This is a genomic window from Thioalkalivibrio sp. ALJ1 (assembly GCF_000745395.1).
Taxonomy (GTDB): domain Bacteria; phylum Pseudomonadota; class Gammaproteobacteria; order Ectothiorhodospirales; family Ectothiorhodospiraceae; genus Thioalkalivibrio.
Genome location: NZ_KN050684.1, coordinates 1,282,292 through 1,301,157 on the forward strand (window position 1 = coordinate 1,282,292; position 18,866 = coordinate 1,301,157).

Here is an 18,866-nt window from a genome sequence, read left to right on the forward strand (position 1 = left end):
CTGACTGGCGGGTCAGGCGTGGCCGACGGTGCTGTCGGTAGTGGAGTGGAAGTAGTCGCTGTCGCGTGCCAGTTCGTCGATCAACTCGTGCAGCATGGCCAGTCGGCTCTCAGCGTCCGCGAACGGGGCGCAGTCCTCGCACAACGGGTCGCCGCAGGGCTGGCGGCTGTAGAGCCAGAAATGCACCGCGCCGGCCAGCAGGCCGTCGGCGACGTCCCCCGTCTCGTCGGCCTGACCGTCGTCCGCCAGGCGGTTGGCCAGCTCGATCAGGTGTTGCGCGGCGTTGTTGTAGGTCTGGTCGGGGGTGTCGTTCATGGGGTCTCGAATCGTTTTCCGGCGGGCCGCACGGTATTCGACCGCGGGCAAACCCCACAGTTTACCCCGAATGCGCTGGGCTGCGTAGAAACAGCGGGATGTGGCGTTCCTCCGCGGACAGGCCGCCATGGGCGCCACGGAAGTGCGGGCCGTCGTCGTCGGCGGGCGGGTCCACCAGGTAGGCATCCTCCGCCGGCAGGAGCAGATAGTCGCCCGCACGCTGGCGCAGTTCCGGGTGCGCGGGGCCCGGTCCCAGGGTACCGTGGTCCAGCCAGTCGGCGGCGGGCATGACCGTCACATCGTCGCCGAATGTGGCGTGCATGGCGGCCAAGAATTCGCGATCCCGTCCGTCCTGCACATGGGCGAGGGCGGCGCGGGGTTCGCCGGTCAGGCGGTGGCGCAGGCAGGCCTGGATGGCAGGGTGTTCGCGCAGGTCCAGGCGCCGCTCCATCGTGCGCATGCCGTGGTCGGCGGTGGTCAGAAACACACTCTCGGGTCGCTGGATCTGGGCGCAGGTCGCGGTGTAGGCCAGGTCCAGCTGTTTCAGGTGGCGCTCTACCTCGGGGCTTTCCGGGCCGTACTGATGGCCCAGGTGGTCCAGTTCGGACCAGTACACGTACGTGAAATGCGGGCCGGGGGTGGCGTTTACATGTGCGGCCACACGCGCCGGGAGCTCGGATAGCTCCTCGAAACCGATGAAGTCCGCGCCGCGATTCATCATTCGGTTATACGGTGTGCCGCCGATCCATTCGGGTCCGATGCAGGTCATGGCGCAGCCGAGGCGGTCGCTCAGGCGGTCGGGCTGCACGCGGCCGGTCAGTTCGCGGTAGCCGAGCGTGGCCGCGCGGTCCTCGCCATCGCGTTCCTGGCCCATCAGTACGGTGAGGGTGCGTTCCGCCGCTGCCAGTCGGGTATGCCAGCCCAGCAGTCCGTGCTGCGCGGGGTGGCGGCCGGTGAGGATGCTGGTGATCGCGGTGGCCGTTGTGCTGGGGAACACGGTTTCCAGGTCGGTCACGTGGTCCGCGCCCATCAGCGGAGTGTGGCGGCGGTAGCGGGTGGCGAAGCCGTCGATCAGCCACAGCACAACGTGGCGATCTGGCCCCAGGTGTTCGGTCACGCCCGCCAGCGGCGGGTGAGTGGCCGTCGGATTGAGGCTGGCCTCGATCTGGCCGAGCAGGTCCATCAGCCCGGGTGATTCCAGGCGCGCACGCAGCATCGCGTCCACGGCCGGTCGGGCCGCGGTTTTAGGTGTTATCGACAAGCCGTCAGCCTTTCGCGCCGCCGTCTCCACCCATGCAGGGCGGGGATTCGGCCACCTTGCCGGCGCGCTCGAACCACTGGTCCGGGTCCAGTGTGTGCAATGCCAGCGCGTGAATGCCTCCGGACAGCTCGTCGGCCAGGGCCTGGTTCACCAGCCGGTGCCGCGCGATCAGCTTCTGGTCGCGAAAGGCCTCGGACACCACCGTCACCTTGAAATGCGACTCCGAACCCGGCGGCACGTTGTGCATGTGGCTCTCGTTCACCACCTCCAGATGCTCGGGCGCAAAGCGCTCCTCTAGCTTCCGGGTGATGGTTTCCTGCATGGTCATGGATAGTTCCCGACAATTGGATTCGATGTGCGCAGTGTTTCGCTGCCGGGCAAGGATGTCCAGAACCGGTATGCAGCGGGCGGGATGCGCCGCGTCTTCAGAGAGATGGGGAGGGGGGTATGCGACAGACGCTGGCGTTCGATATCTACGGGACCCTGATCGATCCGCAGAGGATTGCGGAGACGCTCGAGGCCTGGATCGGGGAGCAGGCCCCGGTGCTCGCGCGCGCCTGGCGAGAAAAGCAGCTGGAGTACACGTTTCGCCGCGGGCTAATGGGCGCGTATGCGGACTTCGATGTTTGCACCGAGCAGGCGCTGCAGTATTGCTGTGCGGCCCAGGGCATAACGTTAAGCGCGGAGCAGGAGGCGGAGTTGCTGGAGCGCTATCGCCAGCTCCCGGCTTTTGATGACGCGGCCCCGGCGCTGGAGGCACTGCGCGCGGCCGGCCATCGGTTGTTCGCCTTCTCCAACGGAACCGCGGAGACGGTCAGCGGCCTGCTGAGCCAAGCCGAACTGGACACGTACTTCGCGGATATGGTTTGCGTGGATGAGATCGGGCGCTTCAAGCCGGACCCGGTGGTGTACCGTCACTTCCTGCAGCGCGCGAACGTGCCGGTGACCGAGGCCTGGCTGATATCCGGAAATCCGTTCGACGTGATCGGCGCGCAGGCGGTGGGCATGCAGACGGTGTGGCTCGACCGCCCGGGACAGGGGCTATTCGATCCCTGGGGCGTGGAGCCTGCGGCCACGATTCAGCGGCTCGCCGAACTGCCTACTCTTGAGGGTGTTGCGCCCCACGGCCAGACCTGATCCCGCACGACTGAGGGCTCAGGCTACGACTTCGGCAGGCTCACGCTGCGGGTCGTGGAGTTCCAGATCGACCATCAGCTCGTTGGCCAGGGCCTCAAGGTCGTCTTGCAGGGTATCCAGGTCCACGTCGTCTGGGACACCCAGCTCGGCCTGGGCGCGAAACATCGGCTCTCCGGTCATGGAACCCGGCTCGCAGGCTGTATCCAGCGTCTCGACACTGACGCCGTGGCGAGACAGGACGGCCGTGATGTCCTGCACAATGCCTGGATGGTCATGCCCCATCAGATCCAGCCGTACGCGGTGCCGGGTCGGCGCCGGCAGTTCACTCCCGCGCTGAATGTGGACTTGAAGACCCTCGCCCTCCAGCTCACGCAGGGCTGCTTCCAGCCCCTCGACGGCCTCCGCTTCGGCTTCCAGTAACACGACCCCCGCGAACTGCCCGGCCAGCTGCGCCATCCGGCTCTCCAGCCAGTTGCCGCCCGCCGTACGCGCCCGCGCGGCAACTGCGCTCACCAGCCCCGGCCGGTCCGGCCCGACCAGCGTCAGAATCAGCGAAGTCTTCATGTTCCGTCTCCCAGCGAAAATATCGTAGGCGAACCATCCTACGGCATCGTCCCCGGGGCTGGGTATGGCGACCCCCGTGGGAACTTTGGAAGCCTCTGGCAAGATCCGCGGGTCGCTGAGCCATTGGGCGGCCAGTTTCCCAAGGCCGCTCGGTTTTCTTGACGGGGTTCTAGTGCGCCCAGCGGGGCGCGGATAGAAGGGATGCCCTGGCTGATGAGCCCCGGTGCGTCGGCCGCCGAAAAAAGGTCAGGCGTAGGTGGTTTCCGGGAGGTTGTAGAAGGCCCGGGCGGTGGCGGAGGTGTGGGCGGCGAGGTCTTCCGGGGTCTCGTCGCGTAGCTGGGCCACGTATTCGCCGATGTGGGGGAGGAAGGCGGGCTCGTTGCGCCGGCCGTTGCCGATCTTCTTGCCAGAGCCTTTCGGCAGGGTACGTGGCAGGAGGTAGGGGGCGTCGGTCTCGATCATCAGGCGGCCGCGCGGGATGCGCGGGACCAGCGGGTGCAGGTGGGTGCCGCGGCGTTCGTCGCAGACCCAGCCGGTGATGCCGATGTGGCAGTCGAGGTCGAGGTATTCGGCCAGGGCGTCGGCCTCGCCGGTGAAGCAGTGCACCACGGTGGCCGGCAGCTTGTCACGCCAGCGGCGCAGGATCTGGGCGAAGTCGTGGTTGGCGTCGCGCTCGTGCAGGAACACCGGCAGGCCGAGATCGGCGGCCAGCTCCAGCTGGGCCTCGAAGGCAATGCGCTGCTGCGGGCGCGGCGAGTGGTCGCGGTTGTAGTCCAGCCCCATCTCGCCCATGGCGACGACGTTGTCGTCCGCGCGGGCGAGGTCACTGAACCGCGCGGCGATCGCGTCGGTCCACTGTCTGGCCAGGTGCGGGTGCACGCCCAAGGTGGCGCGGCAGCAGTCCGGGTACTGGTCGGCGATCTCCATGCACTTCTCGCTCTGGTGGGCGTCGGCGCCGGTGATCAGCATCCAGGAGACGCCGGCCTCGCGGGCGCGCTCGAGGACCTCGTCGCGTTCCTTGTTGAAGGATTCGTGGGTGAGGTTGAAGCAGATATCGATCCATTCCATGCGCGGTATGCTAACGGATTGATGTTGTGGTGCCAGTTTCCGGGCCGTCATCATGGCGAGGAGCCGGAGCTGCCGTGGCGGTGTGTTAAACCTTTTTCAGTGCCTTTGATTTGGAGTTCGGAATGCGTGACGCGAGTCCCCAGGCGGTTTATCTCAGCGATTACCGGCCGCCGGCGTTCGTAGTGGAGAGCCTGGAGCTGGACTTTGATCTGGCGGCGGCGACCACCGAGGTGACCACGCGCATGGCGGTGCGCCGCAACCCGCAGGCGGCGAAGCCGAACGGCGCGCTGCGGCTCTACGGCGATGGCGTGGAGCTGGTGTCGCTGACCGTCGATGATGCAGAGCCCGGCGAGGACATGCTCGAGCACGATGCCGAGGGCCTGCTGCTGCACGGCCTGCCGGAGTCGGCGCGGCTGGAGATCGTCGGCCGCTGCCGCCCGGAGCAGAACACCGCGCTGGAAGGCCTCTACGCCTCCAGTGGGAACCTGTGCACCCAGTGCGAGCCGGAGGGCTTTCGCCGCATTACCTTCTTCCCCGACCGTCCGGACGTGTTGACCACCTACCGAGTGCGTTTAAAGGCGGATCGGGCGCAGTACCCGGTGCTGCTGGCGAACGGCAACCGCGTGGAGGCCGGCGAGCTGGACGGCGGACGTCACTACGCGGTGTGGGAGGACCCGTTCCTCAAGCCGTCGTACCTGTTCGCGCTGGTCGCCGGGGAGCTGGCCTGCCAGCGCGACACCTTCACCACCATGTCCGGGCGCGAGGTGGCGCTGGAGCTGTATGTGGAGGCGCATAACGCGGATCGTTGCGATCATGCGCTGGCCTCGCTGAAGCGCGCGATGCGCTATGACGAGGAGGCCTTCGGCCGCGAATACGATCTGGACGTGTACATGATCGTCGCGGTGGACGACTTCAACATGGGGGCGATGGAGAACAAGGGGTTGAACCTGTTCAACGCCAAGTACGTGCTGGCCAGCCCCGACACCGCCACCGACAGCGACTTTGTCGCCATCGAGTCGGTGATCGCCCACGAGTACTTCCACAACTGGTCCGGCAACCGCGTGACCTGCCGCGACTGGTTCCAGCTGTCGCTGAAGGAGGGGCTCACGGTCTTCCGTGACCAGGAGTTCACCACCGACTGCACCCTGTTCGGCGTCAAGCGCATCGACGATGTCGCCATGCTGCGCGCCTTCCAGTTCCCGGAGGATGCGGGCCCGCTGGCGCACCCGGTGCGCCCGGACCACTACGCCGAGATCAACAACTTCTACACCCTGACGGTCTACGAGAAGGGCGCGGAGCTGATCCGCATGCTGCGCACCCTGATCGGGCGCGAGACCTTCCGCCGCGGGCTGGACCTCTACTTCGAGCGCTTCGACGGCCAGGCCGTGACGACGGACGACTTTGTCGCGGTAATGGCCGAGGCCAGCGGGCGCGATCTCTCCCGCTTCAAGCGCTGGTACACCCAGGCCGGCACCCCGCACGTGACCGCAGGCACTGCGTTCGACGGCCCCGGCGGCCCGGCCCGCATCACGCTGGCGCAGGAGACTCCGCCGACCCCGGGGCAGGCGCACAAGGAGCCGGTGGTGATCCCGATGCGGGTCGCCTTTCTAGATGCGGATGGCCAGCGCATCCGCGCGCGTCGGGAAGGCGACGCCGCCGCGCGCGACGAATGGGTGCTGGAGCTGGACGCCGCCGAGCACACCTTCTGCTTCGAGGATCTTTCCGCCGAGGTGGCCGCGATCTCCTGGCTGCGTGGCTTCTCCGCCCCGGTGATCCTGAACGCCAACCAGGGCGTGGACGAACTGGCCCACCTGCTCGCGCACGATGATGACGCCTTCGCCCGCTGGGAGGCCGCGCAGACCCTGTTCCGCCGTGCGATCCGTGCGCGTATCGAGGATGACGCCGCCGACTCCGCACTGGAGGCCGCCATCGAGCAGGCCCTGCATGCCCTGATCGAGGACCCGGCGATCGAGCCGGTGTTGCTGGCGACCATCCTGCAGCTGCCGCCCACGCGCGAGCTGGCCGAGCTGTTCGAGCGCGTCGATCCGGTGCGCCTGCGCATGGAGCGCGACGACCTGGAGAAGCGTCTCTACGCCCCGCTGACCGGCGCGATGCAGCACATCCAGCCGAAGCTGGACGACGTCGACAACGGGGCCTTCACCGCCGAGGCGATGGGCCTGCGCCAGCTGCGCAACCGCCTGCTGGCGCTGCGTGTGGCAGCCCGCGACCAGGCCGCGGTGCCCGAGGCCCTGGCGCAGTACCAGAAGGCGCGCAGCATGACCATGCGCATGGGCGCGCTGAATGCGGTGAACGAGCTCGATCACGAGGCCCGCGAGGTGCTGCTGACGGACTTCGAGCAGCGCTACCGGGACGACCCGCTGGTGCTGGACAAATACTTCGGCCTGCAGGCCGGCAGTCAGGTCCCGGGCGGCTTCGAGCGCCTGGAGGCGCTGCTGGAGCACCCCGGCTACCGCTGGACCAACCCGAACCGGGTGCGTGCGGTGCTCGGGCCGTTCATGGCGCGCAACGAACGCCACTTCCACCAGGAGGACGGCGCGGGCTACCGCCGCATGGGCGGCTTCGTCGAGAAGCTGGACGTGATGAACCCGCAGACCGCCGCGCGCCTGGCCCAGCCGCTGACCCGCTGGCAAAAGGTGGACAGCGCCCGCGGCGAACAGATGCGCGCGGAACTCGAGCGCCTCGCCGCGCTCGATTTGTCGCGCGACCTGCGCGACGTGATCGAGCGCGCGCTGGCGGAATAGGCGTCTGTTGACCTGGGTCCTTGTGGGAGCCTGCTTGCAGGCGAATGTTCTAAGCGGGTCTGACTCTAGCGGGGTTTCGCCTGCAAGCAGGCTCCTGTGGAAAGGTTCTGAATGGGGTCTTCGGTGGCGCAACCGAGGCCAGTCCCCTTAGTAGTGGGGACTGGCCTGTCTGTTCCGTGGGTCAGATCGGGCGTTGGGCGACCGTGGCGGCCAGCTCTTGAGACTCGTCGTCGCGCTGGATACGGATGTCGAGTGCTTCGCCGGGGGTGGTCCGGGCGATCACGTTCAGGGCCTCGTGCGGGGTATTGACGCTGTTGCCGTCGAGATGGGTGATGATGTCGCCCGGTCGGATGCCCGCCTCTTCGGCGGGTCCTTCGCGCAGGATGCCGGCGACGAGCACGCCGCGCGGGGCGTCCAGGCCAAAGGATTCGGCCAGCTCGCGGTTCATGGCCTGAACCTCGATGCCGAGCCAGCCGCGGGCGACATAGCCCTGTTCGATGATTTCCGTCATCACGCTGCGGGCGAGGTCCACGGGGATGGCGAAGCCGATGCCGTGCGAACCGCCGGAGCGCGAGAAGATCGCGGTGTTGATGCCGATGACCTCGCCGCCGGCGTTGATCAGCGCGCCGCCGGAGTTGCCGGGGTTGATGGCCGCATCGGTCTGGATGAAGTCCTCGAAGGTGTTGATGCCGAGCTGGTTGCGCCCGGTTGCCGAGACGATGCCCTGGGTAACGGTCTGACCTACGCCGAACGGGTTGCCAATGGCCAGGACCACATCCCCCACCTGCAGGTCGCGGGAGTGCCCAAGCGTGGCGACCGCCAGGTCCGGCACGCGCACCCGAAGCACGGCCAGATCGGTGTCGGCATCGATGCCGATGATCTCCGCAGGGTGTGCGGTACCGTCGGGCAGCATGATCGCGATGGCATCCGCCTCCTCGATCACGTGGTGATTGGTGAGGATGTGCCCCTGATCGGTCATGATGACCCCGGAGCCGAGGCTGGACTGCTCGCGTTCGTCGGGTGGCAGTGGCTGGCCAAAGAACTCGTGGAGGCCGAAGCCCGTGGGCCTGTCGATGGTGCGCGAGGTCATGATGTTGACCACCGCCGGCGCGGCGCGGCGCACGCCCTCTGCGTAACTCGCGGGGGCGGCGGCCGGGGTCGATTCGCCGACGGTTTCCGTGACCTGCAGCGAAGCCTCGTCGCCGCGGTTGAGGATGTCGGGAAAGAACACGGCGATCACCACGGCCAGGGCGACCCCGGTCAGCGCGGCTTGCAGCAGGAAGCGAGAGAAATTCACCATAGGCTGAATATACCGAAACATAGATTAAGGAAACACTGAACACACTCGCGCTCGAGTCACTTTTGCGTGCGAACAATCAAGAGGGGATCCCGTCGTGGTCGACCGCGAAGAACTGATGCAGGCACTGGATGCGGAGCTCCAGCCGGAACGCTTCCATGATTACTGCCCGAACGGGCTCCAGGTGGAGGGGCGTCGCGAGATCCGTTCGATCATCAGCGGGGTGACCGCTTCTCTGGCCATGGTGGAGGCGGCCGTGGAGGCGGATGCGGACATGCTTCTGGTGCACCATGGCTACTTCTGGAAAGGCGAGCCACAGCCGGTGACCGGCATGAAGCGCGCGCGCATGCGTCAGTTGCTCGCACACGAGATCAATCTGGTGGCCTATCACCTGCCGCTGGATGCCCACCCGGAGCTTGGAAACAACACGCAACTGGCCCGTCGACTGGGCTTCTCCATTGACGGGACCTTGCGTGAGGACGGGGTGGGACAGGTCGGAACCCCGGCGCAGCCGATGTCGGCCGATGCGATGCGGATTCACATCAGTCAGGTGCTGGGGCGCGAGGCGTTGTGTGTGGAGGCGGGTGACCACTCGATTCGGCGCATTGCCTGGTGCACCGGTGGCGCCCAGTCGCTGCTGACCGAGGCGGCGGCGCTGGGGGTGGATGCGTACATCAGTGGCGAGATTTCCGAGCAGACCACACACGAGGCGCGCGAATTGGGGGTGCATTATTTCGCTGCGGGGCATCATGCCACCGAGCGCTATGGGGCACCCGCCCTGGGGCAGTGGTGCGCCGACCGATTCGGGGTTCATCACCAGTTTATCGAGATTGATAACCCGGCCTGATCGCCGGGTTCAGGGATTCGTTTTCCCAGGATCGTCCGGCTCCGCCCTCCCGCGGTGCGGGGTGTTCCGATTCGGGGCATTTGAGCGTTCGTGGATGTGGCTCGGATTAGTCTTCTATCATCAATCGCTTATGTTTAAGTGGTTGTGCTGTCTCCGAGTGCCGCGCTCGGTCTTAAGGCAGTAATCTACTTGACCTTATTAGCGTGTTCGGGAATTCTATCGGATTTTACAGCCCGCCCAGATGGGTATTCGCGCGCATCGCCCCGGGCGTTCGCGCGCTGGCTGCGCCTTCGTTGTGCGGTCGCGGGAACACGATTTCAACACGTTGTTTGGAGAGACAAACATGGCAAACCAAGGCGTAAACCGAGGCCGTCGCCGGTTCCTCGTCGCCGCGACATCCGTCGTAGGCGGAGCCGGGGTCGCCGCAGTCGCGGCCCCGTTCCTGGCGTCCTTGCAGCCCAGCGCGCGCGCTCAGGCAGCTGGGGCCCCTGTCGAGTTCGACGTGTCCGCCATCGAGCCGGGTCAGCGTGTCAGCGTCGAGTGGCGCGGTCAGCCGATCTGGGTGGTGCGGCGCACCGACGAGATGATTGCCGGTTTGTCCGAGATCAGGGATCGCCTGCGTGATCCGGATTCCGAAGTGGAAAGCCAGCAGCCGGAATATGCGCAAAACGAACACCGTTCGCGCGAGGAGGAGTTCCTGGTAGTCATCGGCATCTGCACCCATCTGGGCTGCTCGCCGAGCTACCGCCCGGAGATCGGCGACCCCGAGATGGGTTCCGACTGGCAGGGCGGCTGGCTGTGCGGCTGCCACGGCTCGCGTTTCGACCTGGCTGGTCGCGTCTACCGCAACATGCCCGCAGCGACCAACCTTGTGATCCCGCGGCACATGTATCGGACCGACACCGTGCTTGTCATTGGCGAAGATGAAGACGGGGAGGCGATCTAATGGCCAGCAATCCTGATACCAAGATCCAGGGCGGTGTTCTGGGCTGGGTCGACGCCCGCTTCCCGCTTTCCCAGATGTGGAACGAGCATCTGGCGCAGTACTACGCACCGAAGAACTTCAACTTCTGGTACTTCTTCGGTTCCCTGGCCCTGCTGGTGCTGGTCATCCAGATCGTATCCGGCATCTTCCTGACCATGTTCTACAAGCCTGACGCCGAGCTCGCCTTCGCGTCGGTCGAGTACATCATGCGTGATGTGGAGTGGGGTTGGCTGATTCGCTACATGCACTCCACGGGCGCCTCCCTGTTCTTCGTGGTGGTCTATCTGCACATGTTCCGGGCGCTCCTGTACGGCTCCTACAAGAAGCCGCGCGAGCTGATCTGGATCTTTGGTGTGCTGATCTACCTGGTGCTGATGGCCGAGGCCTTCGCCGGCTACCTGCTGCCGTGGGGTCAGATGTCCTACTGGGGTGCGCAGGTCATCGTGAACCTGTTCCAGACCATCCCGTATATCGGGCCGGACCTGGTCACCTGGATTCGCGGTGACTTCCTGCTGTCCGACGCGACCTTGAACCGCTTCTTCGCGCTGCACGTGATTGCCCTGCCGCTGGTGCTGATCATGCTGGTGGCCGCGCACATCATTGCGTTGCACGAAGTGGGTTCCAACAACCCGGATGGCGTCAACATCAAGGACACCAAGGACGAGAACGGCATCCCGAAGGATGGCATCCCGTTCCACCCCTACTACTCCGTGAAGGACCTGGTGGGTGTCGGCGTGTTCCTGATGGTGTTCGCCGCGATCATGTTCTTCTTCCCTACCGGGGCCGGTCTGTTCCTGAAGCCGGATAACATGATCCCGGCGGATCCGCTGGTGACGCCGGACCTGATTCCGCCGGTGTGGTACTTCACCTCCATGTATTCGGTGCTGCGCTCCGTGCCCGACCCGTTCCTGGGTGTGGTTGCCATGGGTCTTGCGGTGGTGATGCTGTTTTTCATCCCCTGGCTGGATCGCAACCCGGTTCTGTCGATGCGCTACCGCTCGTTCGCGGCCAAGTTCAACCTGGCGGTGTTCGTGGTGGCCTTCGTGATCCTGGGTTGGCTGGGCCTGCAGCAGGCCACCACCGAGGTCAGCGAGATGAGCTATCGCTTCTCGACGGTCTACTTCGCGTTCTTCTTCCTGCTGTGGTTCCTCAGCAAGGAACGTTCCGTGGCCTTCAGCCTGATCGCATTCGCCGTGGTCGCCGGGATCTATACGATCTACGACATCCTGCGGTTTGATCCGAGTGACGCGGGTCTGATCATGTGGTCCTGGTTGATTCCGACCGTGTATCTGTTCGTGACCATGGTGGCCCCCGCCTTCGCGCGTGGCCTGGGCCGTGACCGTGCCGTTCCGGAAAGGGTGACTTCGTAATGAAAACGCTGATTGCAACTACGTTCCTGGCCGCTGCGGCCCTGTTCACCGTGCCGGCGGCTTCCGCCGCCTCGGCCTCGGGTGACCTGCAAAAGGCCAATGTCGACGTGTCCAACGAGGCTTCGCTGCAGCGCGGCGCCACGTTGTTCATGAATTACTGCATGGCCTGTCACTCGACCGAATACATGCGCTACAACCGTGTAGGCCGGGACATTGGTCTGACCGAGCAGCAGGTGGAGGACAACTTCATCTTCATCACCGACGAGGATGGTGAGCCGGTCGGCGTTGGTTCGCTGATGAAGAACGCCATGAGCGACGACTATGGCGAAGAGGCCTTTGGTGTGGTCCCGCCGGACCTGACCATGACCACGCGTATTCATGGTGAAGACTGGGTCTACACCTTCCTGAAGAGCTTCTACATCGATGAGTCGCGTCCGCTGGGCGCGAACAACACCGTGTTCAGCAACGTCGGCATGCCGCACGTGCTTTGGGAGCTGCAAGGTTGGCAGGAAAAGGTGGTTGACGACGACGGCAACGAGCGGATCGAGCTCGTGCGCTCCGGCAAAATGACGCCGAGCGAATACGACCGGGCGGTGCGCGACATCGTCACCTACCTCTCTTACATGGGCGAGCCGATGCAGCTGGACCGTCAGCGTATCGGTCTGTACGTGCTGATTTTCCTGGGTATTTTCACGATCCTCGCCTACTTCTTGAAAAAGGAGTACTGGAAAGACGTACACTAGGCGGCCTGATCCGTCGCCGGCGGGCGCTCAGGGATGGGCGCCCGCCGGTGTTATTGACCGTCTGCCCGGCGCGGGAAACCGCCAGGCCGGGGTAGGGAGAAAGCTATGGCGCTGGTCGCCAACCGTCGTTCTGTTATGACCCTGTTTTCCGCCCACGACTGCGTGCGTTGCCATCGGGTGCGCATTATTCTCGCGGAGAAGGACATCGCCGTAGATGTCGTGAATCTCGGGCCGGACGAGTTGCCCGAAGATCTCTCCGATCTGAATCCGTACAACGAGGTCCCGACCCTGGTGGATCGTGATCTGGCCCTGTACGGCACCCATGTCATCACCGAGTACCTGGACGAGCGCTTTCCGCATCCGCCGCTGATGCCGGTGGACCCGGTCTCGCGTGCGGCCGCGCGCCTGGCGCTCTACCGCGTGGAGCGCGACTGGTATGACGGTATGGATGCCGTGTATCAGGCATCGGGCTCCGGCCTGACCAAGGCCCGCAAGATCCTGCGTGAGAGTCTGGTCAACTCGGCGGAGATCTTTGAGCTCAAGCCGTACTTCCTGAGTGACGAGTTTTCCATTGTGGACTGCGCCATCGCACCGGTGATGTGGCGGCTGCCTGCGGTGGGGATCGATCTGTCGGCGTTGCCGCAGGCCATCCAGGAGTACGCCGACCGCGTGTGCAAGCGCGAGTCGTTCCAGTTGAGTTTGACTGAGGCCGAGCGCGAGCTGCGGCTGTGACTTCGTCCCGCCCCTATCTGCTCCGTGCACTGTGGGAGTGGGTCACGGATAACGGCTTTACGCCACATCTGCTGGTCGATGCCACCATTGAAGGCGTCATTGTGCCCGAGGCGTTTGTGGAGCAGGGCAAGATCACCTTGAATGTGGGTCCCTCGGCGGTCCAGGCCCTGAACATTGGGGACGAGGCCGTTGCCTTTTCCGCCCGTTTCGCGGGTAACCCGATGGATGTCTTTGTGCCCATGCAGGCGGTGCTTGCGGTGTATGCACGCGAGAACGGGCAGGGGATGATGTTCGGCAGCGAGCCGGGGCCTGGCCCCGAGGACGATGGTCCAGGCGCGCCGCCGGATGGGTCCGGGGATGGCGGGGGCGGAGAGGATGCCCCGGCGCCCAAGCGCAAGGGGCCGTCGCTCAAGGTCGTCAAGTAGTGTGGAGGGCCCCGTACGGGGCCCTTTTCTTTTCCGGGGACGGGTTCCGGCCGAAGGGAGCGGCGCCTCAGGGCGGGCCGGGGGCCTTCCCCGGGTTGAGGATGTTGTCCGGATCGAACTCGCGCTTGATCCCCGCCATCAGCCCCAGTGCGACCGGATCCAACTCACGGGCGAGGAAGGGGCGCTTCACCAGTCCGATCCCATGTTCGCCCGACAGGGTCCCGTCCAGCGACAGGACCAATGCGAACACCGCATCCAGGCAGCGTTCGGCTGCGGCCAGTTCCTGGGGATCGTCTGGGTTGACCAGCAGGTTCACGTGGATGTTGCCGTTCCCCGCGTGACCGAAGTTTACGATCTTGATTCCGTGCTCCTGGGCCAGCCGGTCCAGCCCGGTAATCAGATCGGGGATGTGCGAGACCGGCACCACCACATCCTCGTTGATCTTTTTCGGCGCGACGGTGCGCAAGGCAGGGGATAATGCCTTGCGCACCGCCCACAAGGCCTGGGCTTCCTCGGGTGTGTCGGCCGCCAGCGTCTGCAGGCAGCCCTCGCCCTCGGCGGCTCGGCGGATGCCGGTCGTCGTCGCCTCGATGCCGGCCTCGGTACCGTCCGTCTCAATCATCAGGATCGCACCGGCCTCTCTGGGCAGGGGGCTGTCGGGCGCATAGTCACGGATCATCGCGATCGCGGAGTGATCCATGAACTCCAGCGCCGATGGCACCTCCGCACGGGCCATCAGGCGCGAGACCGCTCGCGCTGCGTCACCGACTGTACGGTAGACCGCCTGGATCAGCCGGGTGGCCTCAGGCTGGGGTGTGAGTCGCAACGTCGCCTCGGTGATCACGGCGAGGGTCCCTTCCGAGCCAATCAGAAGCCTGGTCAGGTCGTATCCGACCACGCCCTTGGTGGTATGGACGCCCGTGCGGAAGGCCTCGCCGGTACCGGCCACCGCGGCCAGCCCCAGCGTGTTGTCGCGCGGGGTCCCGTATTTCACCGCGTGGGGTCCGGCTGAGTTGTACGCCAGGTTCCCACCCAGGGTGCAGTAGGCGCTGCTGGTGGGGTCTGGGGGCCAGAAAAAGCGCTCGCGCCCCGCCGCCTGCTGGATCTCTCCGTTGGTCACACCCGGCTCTGCAATCAACACGCGGTTGGCGGGGTCCACCTCCAGGATGCGATTCATGCGCTCGAAGGACACGACCAGCCCGCCATGATCGGGAACGGCGGCCCCGGTGGTGCCGGTACCGCGTCCGCGGCTAGTGAGCGGCACGCCCAGCCGGCGGCACAGGCGCACGAGTTCGCGCACCGTGTCGGCGTCGCGCGGGAAGGCAACCGCGTCCGGCGCGGCATGCAGCTTGGAGTTGTCAGCACCGTAGGCCCAGCAGTCCGCGGGATCCAGGAGGCGATCCCCGGTGGAGAGAATCTGCTCGAGTTCGCGCGCCAGCGGCTTCATAGCAGCCGCCTCACGAGACGGAGGCCTGGATGGCATCTTGCAGCCACTCGATCCGGTCCTGGCCGTCCAGGGTAATCACATCGAAGCGCACCGGCCCGTTCCAGTCACGTTCCTGCAAATAGGCCTCGGCCACTCGAAGCAGGCGCGCCTGCTTGCGGCGGTCGATGCTCTCCGCGCCCCCGCCGAAGCCTGGGTGGCTGCGCTTGCGGACTTCCACCAACACCAGGGTTTCGCCTTCCATCGCCACGAGGTCCAGCTCGCCGTAGGGGCGGCGCACATTGCGAGCCTGGACCCGCAACCCCTGCTGTTCAAGGTGACGGGCGGCCTGGTCTTCGGCCGCCTGGCCCGAGACGCCCGGTCTGAACATTCAGGAATCCGTACCCATGACGTCGATACGTCGGGGTTCGCCGCGTTCAAAGCGGGCCCATGCAGGCTCGCGCACCCACTGGCCATCAAAGAGATTCAGACCCCAGGTGCCGCTGCCCCCGGTGAGTTGATGATGAGCGGCGCTGCGCACCGAGTCCTGGCGCACGCTCAGGCGCATCGCGTCCATTCCCAGCGCCACGAAGCGGGGAAGGGTCTCCGGATCGGGCGTGCCGTTTTCGTCTCCAACAAGCGGGCTCACCCGGTCAAACAGCCAGGGGGCGTCGGGGAACACGATGCCGTTCAGGTCGGCATCGCGATTGGCGTTCGGAGACCCGCCGTAGACATGGGCGGTGGCCATCATCGGCAGGTGGCTGGCCCGGTGGAAATGCAAATGCGGTACGACCCGGCGGACCTGGGACGCCGAACCCGCAATAAACATGTGGTCGACATCCGCGCGAACCTGCGGGTCAGCTTCCAGTTGCAACCCGGTGCGTCGGGCGACATCGCGGATGCGCGATTCGCTTTGTTGGATGCCCAGGGCGTTGCCAATGGTGCTATTCAGTTCGCCGTCGTCGGACTGAATCCGGATGATGTCGCGGGGGCGCCGGTCCTGTTCTTCCAGCGCGGCCTGGTAGGCCGACGCCACACGGTCGCCGAATGTCCCCTCGGGCAGGATGATCAGTCCGTGGTGCCATCCGGCCCGGTCGGCGCGATCGGCGACGGCGCGGGCATCCTCTTCCGGGTTTAGCGCCAGGGTGGTGAGTGGCGCGTCCACGGGGGATTCCGTCCGATTTAGCAGGACGGTGCGGGCATGACGGTCGTTGCTGGCGACCTGGGCGACGGATTCACGCCGCAATGGCCCGATAATGCGGTCCACCCCGGATTCCACTCCGCGCCGATAGAGGGCGGCGGCGGCCTCTGGTTCGCCCCGCGTGTCCTGTACGATCAGGCGGCCTTGACCGCCCTCCGCGTAATAGGCGCGAGTGATTCCATCGAGAATGGCATTGCCGAGTTCACCAAGGTCCCCGGATAGCGGCAACAGCACCAGAGTGTCGCCGGGTGCGTCCACGGCCAGGGGGTGACTCGCCAGCAGGTCTGGTAGCAGGCTATTCGCGGGGTGCGAGGGATGGCGTTCGCGCCATTGCCCGGCGGCCCGGCGCGCCTCTTCTTCTGTTTCGGCCGCTCGCAAGAGTCGGAACAGGCTCACCCAGGCATCGCCATCCGGGAGGTGGTTGCCCACGACCTGTTCGCGTTGAGCGGGCCGGAGGGCGGCCAGCAGGCCCCAGATGCGGTGCTGATTCTCGCCATGCGCATCCGGCTCCATCACCAGCAGCCCATCGAGGCGCAGGCGGGTGTCCAGGGCCTGATACCATTGCCCCTCGCGCTCCAGCAGCCGGGCGTGCAGCGACAGGCCTTGGCTGTACACCTCCGGGGTTCGGGTGGGGTCCTCCGGATCATCCGCACCCAGTCGCTCTCGGGCCCGTTCCCAGTCTTCCTGGAGGGCCGCAAGCTGCGCCCCCAGCAGGCGCCCCGCCTGCGTCTCGCGTTCGACATCGGGGAGTTCGGCCCAGAGGGCCTCGGCCTGGTCGATCTGGTCCTGTGTTGGCTCGTCCAGTGCCAGCACGGCGCCAATCGCGCGCCGGGCGGTCTCGGGTTCCGGGCGCGCGCGGGCCTCGCTTAGAAGCAGGCTGGCCTGTACCTCGGCCGGAAGCTCCGCCAGGTCGGGGCGCTCTTCGGGATCCGGGGTTGGCTCCGGGTCCGGGCGCGGGGTGGCGCAGCCCACCACGATCGCGGTGGTGAGCACCAACAAGGCAAGGCGGGACAGGGGCCGGGCGGGCCCGGCGCGATTGGGGATTAGGATCACGATAGCGATTCGTCAGCGAATGAGGAGTCAGTATTGAAAGCGCATCAGGCCGTGTCAACGAACTGGGGCACGTTGTGGGTAGTGGCGACCCCGATCGGCAACCTCGGGGATTTGAGCCCGCGCGCCGGTGAGGTCCTGAGCCGAGTGCAGCGTATTGCCGCGGAGGATACGCGACACAGCGCCGGGCTGCTGGCACATTTAGGGGTGCGCACGCCCCTGGTCAGCCTGCATGAGCACAATGAGGCCGAGCGCATCCCGTCGTTACTGGAGGCATTGGCGGCGGGTGAGGACATCGCCCTGATCTCGGATGCCGGTACGCCACTGGTTTCCGATCCCGGTTTCCGCCTGGTACGGGCTGCCCGCGAGGCCGGCGCTCCCGTGCGTGCGGTGCCGGGTCCTAGTGCGCCGCTTGCGGCGCTCGCCGTTGCGGGTTTGCCGTCGGACCGCTTCTGCTTCGAGGGCTTTCTGCCGCACGCCTCCGGCGCGCGTCACCGCCGGCTCGAGCGGCTGCTCGCACAACCGGTTACGACCATTTTGTTTGAATCGTCCCACCGCATTCGGGCCGCCGCCGATGACCTGGCGGAACTGGCACCGGAGCATGAGGTCTTCCTGGCGCGTGAGCTCACCAAGCAGTTCGAGGAGCATTATCGTGGCCCCGCGGGCGAGCTGCCCGCCTGGCTGGATGCCGACAGCAACCGCACTCGTGGCGAGTTCGTGTTGATCCTGGCGCCGGCACCCTTGCCCGACACGGGCGGCGAGGCCGACGATCCCCTGTCCGCCGAACACGAACGCCTGCTCGCCGGACTACTGCAGGAACTCCCCCTCAAGCGCGCCGCGCGTCTCCTCTCCGACGCCACCGACTTGCCCCGCAACCGCGTCTACGCCCGCGCCCTCGCCCTCAAAGACGCCGAGGGCTAGAGCCTCTTTTCCACCACGAAGCACACGAAGGCACGAAGAAGGGCAAGGTCAAAAGCAATCGACAGGAAGGCTGGAACGATAGAAGGGCATTCCCGCTGGCAGGATTGGCCGGACACTCATGGCTACACCGTCCGAGCCCGGCGTGTTTAACCCGCATTCATTCCTTCAAATCTTCCCGTCTTCCTGTGAAGCGCCCTTGACCTTCTTCGTGCCTTCGTGTGCTTCGTGGTGAAAAAAAAGGGACGTCGGGGCAGGCCATTGAAAAGCCTTGCGTTCGGGGGCGGGGCGGCGTACAAGGAGCGCGGGAGTCGGCCTGGCAGTCGCTGCATCCATTGGATGTGGAGGAAAGTCCGGGCTCCACAGGGCAGGACGCCAGGTAACACCTGGGCGGCGCGAGCCGACGGAAAGTGCCGCAGAAAATACACCGCCGATGGCCCTCGGGCACAGGTAAGGGTGAAATGGTGCGGTAAGAGCGCACCGCGCGGCTGGTAACAGTCCGTGGCAGGGTAAACCCCGTCCGGAGCAAGGCCAAATAGGGGTGCATGGTGTGGCCCGCATCGCACCCGGGTAGGCTGCTCGAGGCGTCCGGTGACGGACGTCCCAGATGAATGACTGTCCACGACAGAACCCGGCTTACGGCCGGCTCCCACTTTTTCCCACGTTGCTTCCTCAGGTGGCCGGTTCCGGTTGCACCCAACCCGTCGTGTGTGCCGAAAACTTATAAAGTGATGCATTAAGTTTGAGGTTCAACGCCAGGCTTTTAAT

The 18,866-nt window shown here is 65.8% G+C and carries 18 protein-coding genes and 1 other RNA gene; 10 read left to right on the forward strand and 9 right to left on the reverse strand.

Going from position 1 to position 18,866, the window contains the following annotated elements:
- Positions 1–12: 12 nt before the first annotated feature.
- From F462_RS08305 to F462_RS08315, 3 genes are all read right to left on the reverse strand, one after another.
- Positions 13–315, reverse strand: coding sequence for a hypothetical protein (locus F462_RS08305; protein ID WP_018874837.1), 303 nt, complete (start codon positions 313–315; stop codon positions 13–15).
- A gap of 61 nt (positions 316–376) precedes the next feature.
- Positions 377–1,531 carry an alkaline phosphatase family protein gene (locus F462_RS08310; protein WP_156100419.1) on the reverse strand — a complete coding sequence of 385 codons (1,155 nt, stop codon included), beginning with the start codon at positions 1,529–1,531 and terminating at the stop codon, positions 377–379.
- A 49-nt stretch (positions 1,532–1,580) separates the two neighbouring features.
- On the reverse strand, positions 1,581–1,904 hold the full coding sequence (locus F462_RS08315; protein ID WP_018874839.1) for a BolA family protein: 324 nt from the start codon (positions 1,902–1,904) through the stop codon (positions 1,581–1,583).
- Between the two features lie 119 nt (positions 1,905–2,023).
- Here F462_RS08315 and F462_RS08320 point away from each other — a divergent pair, with 119 nt between their 5' ends.
- The gene (locus F462_RS08320) at positions 2,024–2,713 is read left to right on the forward strand and encodes a haloacid dehalogenase type II (protein ID WP_038053203.1); all 690 of its coding nucleotides are present in this window, start codon (positions 2,024–2,026) and stop codon (positions 2,711–2,713) included.
- A gap of 18 nt (positions 2,714–2,731) precedes the next feature.
- On the opposite strand, the gene F462_RS08325 is transcribed toward F462_RS08320, so the two are convergent.
- Both F462_RS08325 and F462_RS08330 read right to left on the reverse strand, forming a co-directional pair.
- Positions 2,732–3,277, reverse strand: coding sequence for a glycine cleavage system transcriptional repressor (locus F462_RS08325; protein WP_018140202.1), 546 nt, complete (start codon positions 3,275–3,277; stop codon positions 2,732–2,734).
- A gap of 246 nt (positions 3,278–3,523) precedes the next feature.
- On the reverse strand, positions 3,524–4,345 hold the full coding sequence (locus tag F462_RS08330) for a TatD family hydrolase (protein WP_038053206.1): 822 nt from the start codon (positions 4,343–4,345) through the stop codon (positions 3,524–3,526).
- 122 nt (positions 4,346–4,467) lie between these two features.
- Here F462_RS08330 and pepN point away from each other — a divergent pair, with 122 nt between their 5' ends.
- Positions 4,468–7,107 carry an aminopeptidase N gene (gene pepN, locus F462_RS08335; protein ID WP_038053209.1) on the forward strand — a complete coding sequence of 880 codons (2,640 nt, stop codon included), beginning with the start codon at positions 4,468–4,470 and terminating at the stop codon, positions 7,105–7,107.
- Positions 7,108–7,288: 181 nt separating this feature from the next.
- On the opposite strand, the gene F462_RS08340 is transcribed toward pepN, so the two are convergent.
- Positions 7,289–8,407, reverse strand: a complete 1,119-nt coding sequence (locus F462_RS08340) for a S1C family serine protease (protein WP_038054916.1) — start codon at positions 8,405–8,407, stop codon at positions 7,289–7,291.
- 94 nt (positions 8,408–8,501) lie between these two features.
- Here F462_RS08340 and F462_RS08345 point away from each other — a divergent pair, with 94 nt between their 5' ends.
- The 6 genes from F462_RS08345 to F462_RS08370 all read left to right on the forward strand — a co-directional run bounded on the left by F462_RS08345 (position 8,502) and on the right by F462_RS08370 (position 13,506).
- The gene (locus F462_RS08345) at positions 8,502–9,251 is read left to right on the forward strand and encodes a Nif3-like dinuclear metal center hexameric protein (protein ID WP_038053211.1); all 750 of its coding nucleotides are present in this window, start codon (positions 8,502–8,504) and stop codon (positions 9,249–9,251) included.
- A gap of 343 nt (positions 9,252–9,594) precedes the next feature.
- A complete protein-coding gene (gene petA, locus F462_RS08350; protein WP_026181447.1) occupies positions 9,595–10,197 on the forward strand; it encodes a ubiquinol-cytochrome c reductase iron-sulfur subunit in 603 nt (200 codons plus the stop codon).
- Positions 10,197–11,606 (forward strand): cytochrome b, encoded by a 1,410-nt coding sequence (locus F462_RS08355; protein WP_038053214.1) that lies wholly within the window; start codon positions 10,197–10,199, stop codon positions 11,604–11,606. Before petA ends, F462_RS08355 begins: the two co-directional genes overlap by 1 nt.
- Positions 11,606–12,349, forward strand: a complete 744-nt coding sequence (locus F462_RS08360; RefSeq protein WP_038053217.1) for a cytochrome c1 — start codon at positions 11,606–11,608, stop codon at positions 12,347–12,349. Before F462_RS08355 ends, F462_RS08360 begins: the two co-directional genes overlap by 1 nt.
- 105 nt (positions 12,350–12,454) lie before the next feature.
- Positions 12,455–13,081 carry a glutathione S-transferase N-terminal domain-containing protein gene (locus F462_RS08365; RefSeq protein WP_018140210.1) on the forward strand — a complete coding sequence of 209 codons (627 nt, stop codon included), beginning with the start codon at positions 12,455–12,457 and terminating at the stop codon, positions 13,079–13,081.
- Positions 13,078–13,506 carry a ClpXP protease specificity-enhancing factor gene (locus F462_RS08370; protein WP_018140211.1) on the forward strand — a complete coding sequence of 143 codons (429 nt, stop codon included), beginning with the start codon at positions 13,078–13,080 and terminating at the stop codon, positions 13,504–13,506. Before F462_RS08365 ends, F462_RS08370 begins: the two co-directional genes overlap by 4 nt.
- A 67-nt stretch (positions 13,507–13,573) precedes the next feature.
- Here the strand turns inward: F462_RS08370 and F462_RS08375 are convergent, their stop codons facing one another.
- Genes F462_RS08375 through F462_RS08385 form a run of 3 tightly spaced genes read right to left on the reverse strand, consistent with a single transcriptional unit; the run spans position 13,574 to position 17,183 of the window.
- The gene (locus tag F462_RS08375) at positions 13,574–14,953 is read right to left on the reverse strand and encodes an FAD-binding oxidoreductase (RefSeq protein ID WP_038053219.1); all 1,380 of its coding nucleotides are present in this window, start codon (positions 14,951–14,953) and stop codon (positions 13,574–13,576) included.
- Positions 14,954–14,963: 10 nt separating this feature from the next.
- Entirely contained in the window at positions 14,964–15,320 is a 357-nt protein-coding gene (locus F462_RS08380; protein ID WP_038053222.1) for a YraN family protein, read from the reverse strand.
- The gene (locus F462_RS08385) at positions 15,321–17,183 is read right to left on the reverse strand and encodes a penicillin-binding protein activator (protein ID WP_038053225.1); all 1,863 of its coding nucleotides are present in this window, start codon (positions 17,181–17,183) and stop codon (positions 15,321–15,323) included. It abuts the gene before it with no gap.
- Between the two features lie 81 nt (positions 17,184–17,264).
- Here F462_RS08385 and rsmI point away from each other — a divergent pair, with 81 nt between their 5' ends.
- Together rsmI and rnpB are read left to right on the forward strand one after the other, a co-directional pair.
- Positions 17,265–18,101, forward strand: a complete 837-nt coding sequence (rsmI, locus tag F462_RS08390) for a 16S rRNA (cytidine(1402)-2'-O)-methyltransferase (RefSeq protein ID WP_038054919.1) — start codon at positions 17,265–17,267, stop codon at positions 18,099–18,101.
- Positions 18,102–18,405: 304 nt separating this feature from the next.
- An RNA gene (rnpB, locus tag F462_RS12955) (RNase P RNA component class A) lies at positions 18,406–18,752 on the forward strand.
- The last annotated feature ends 114 nt before the right edge of the window (positions 18,753–18,866 follow it).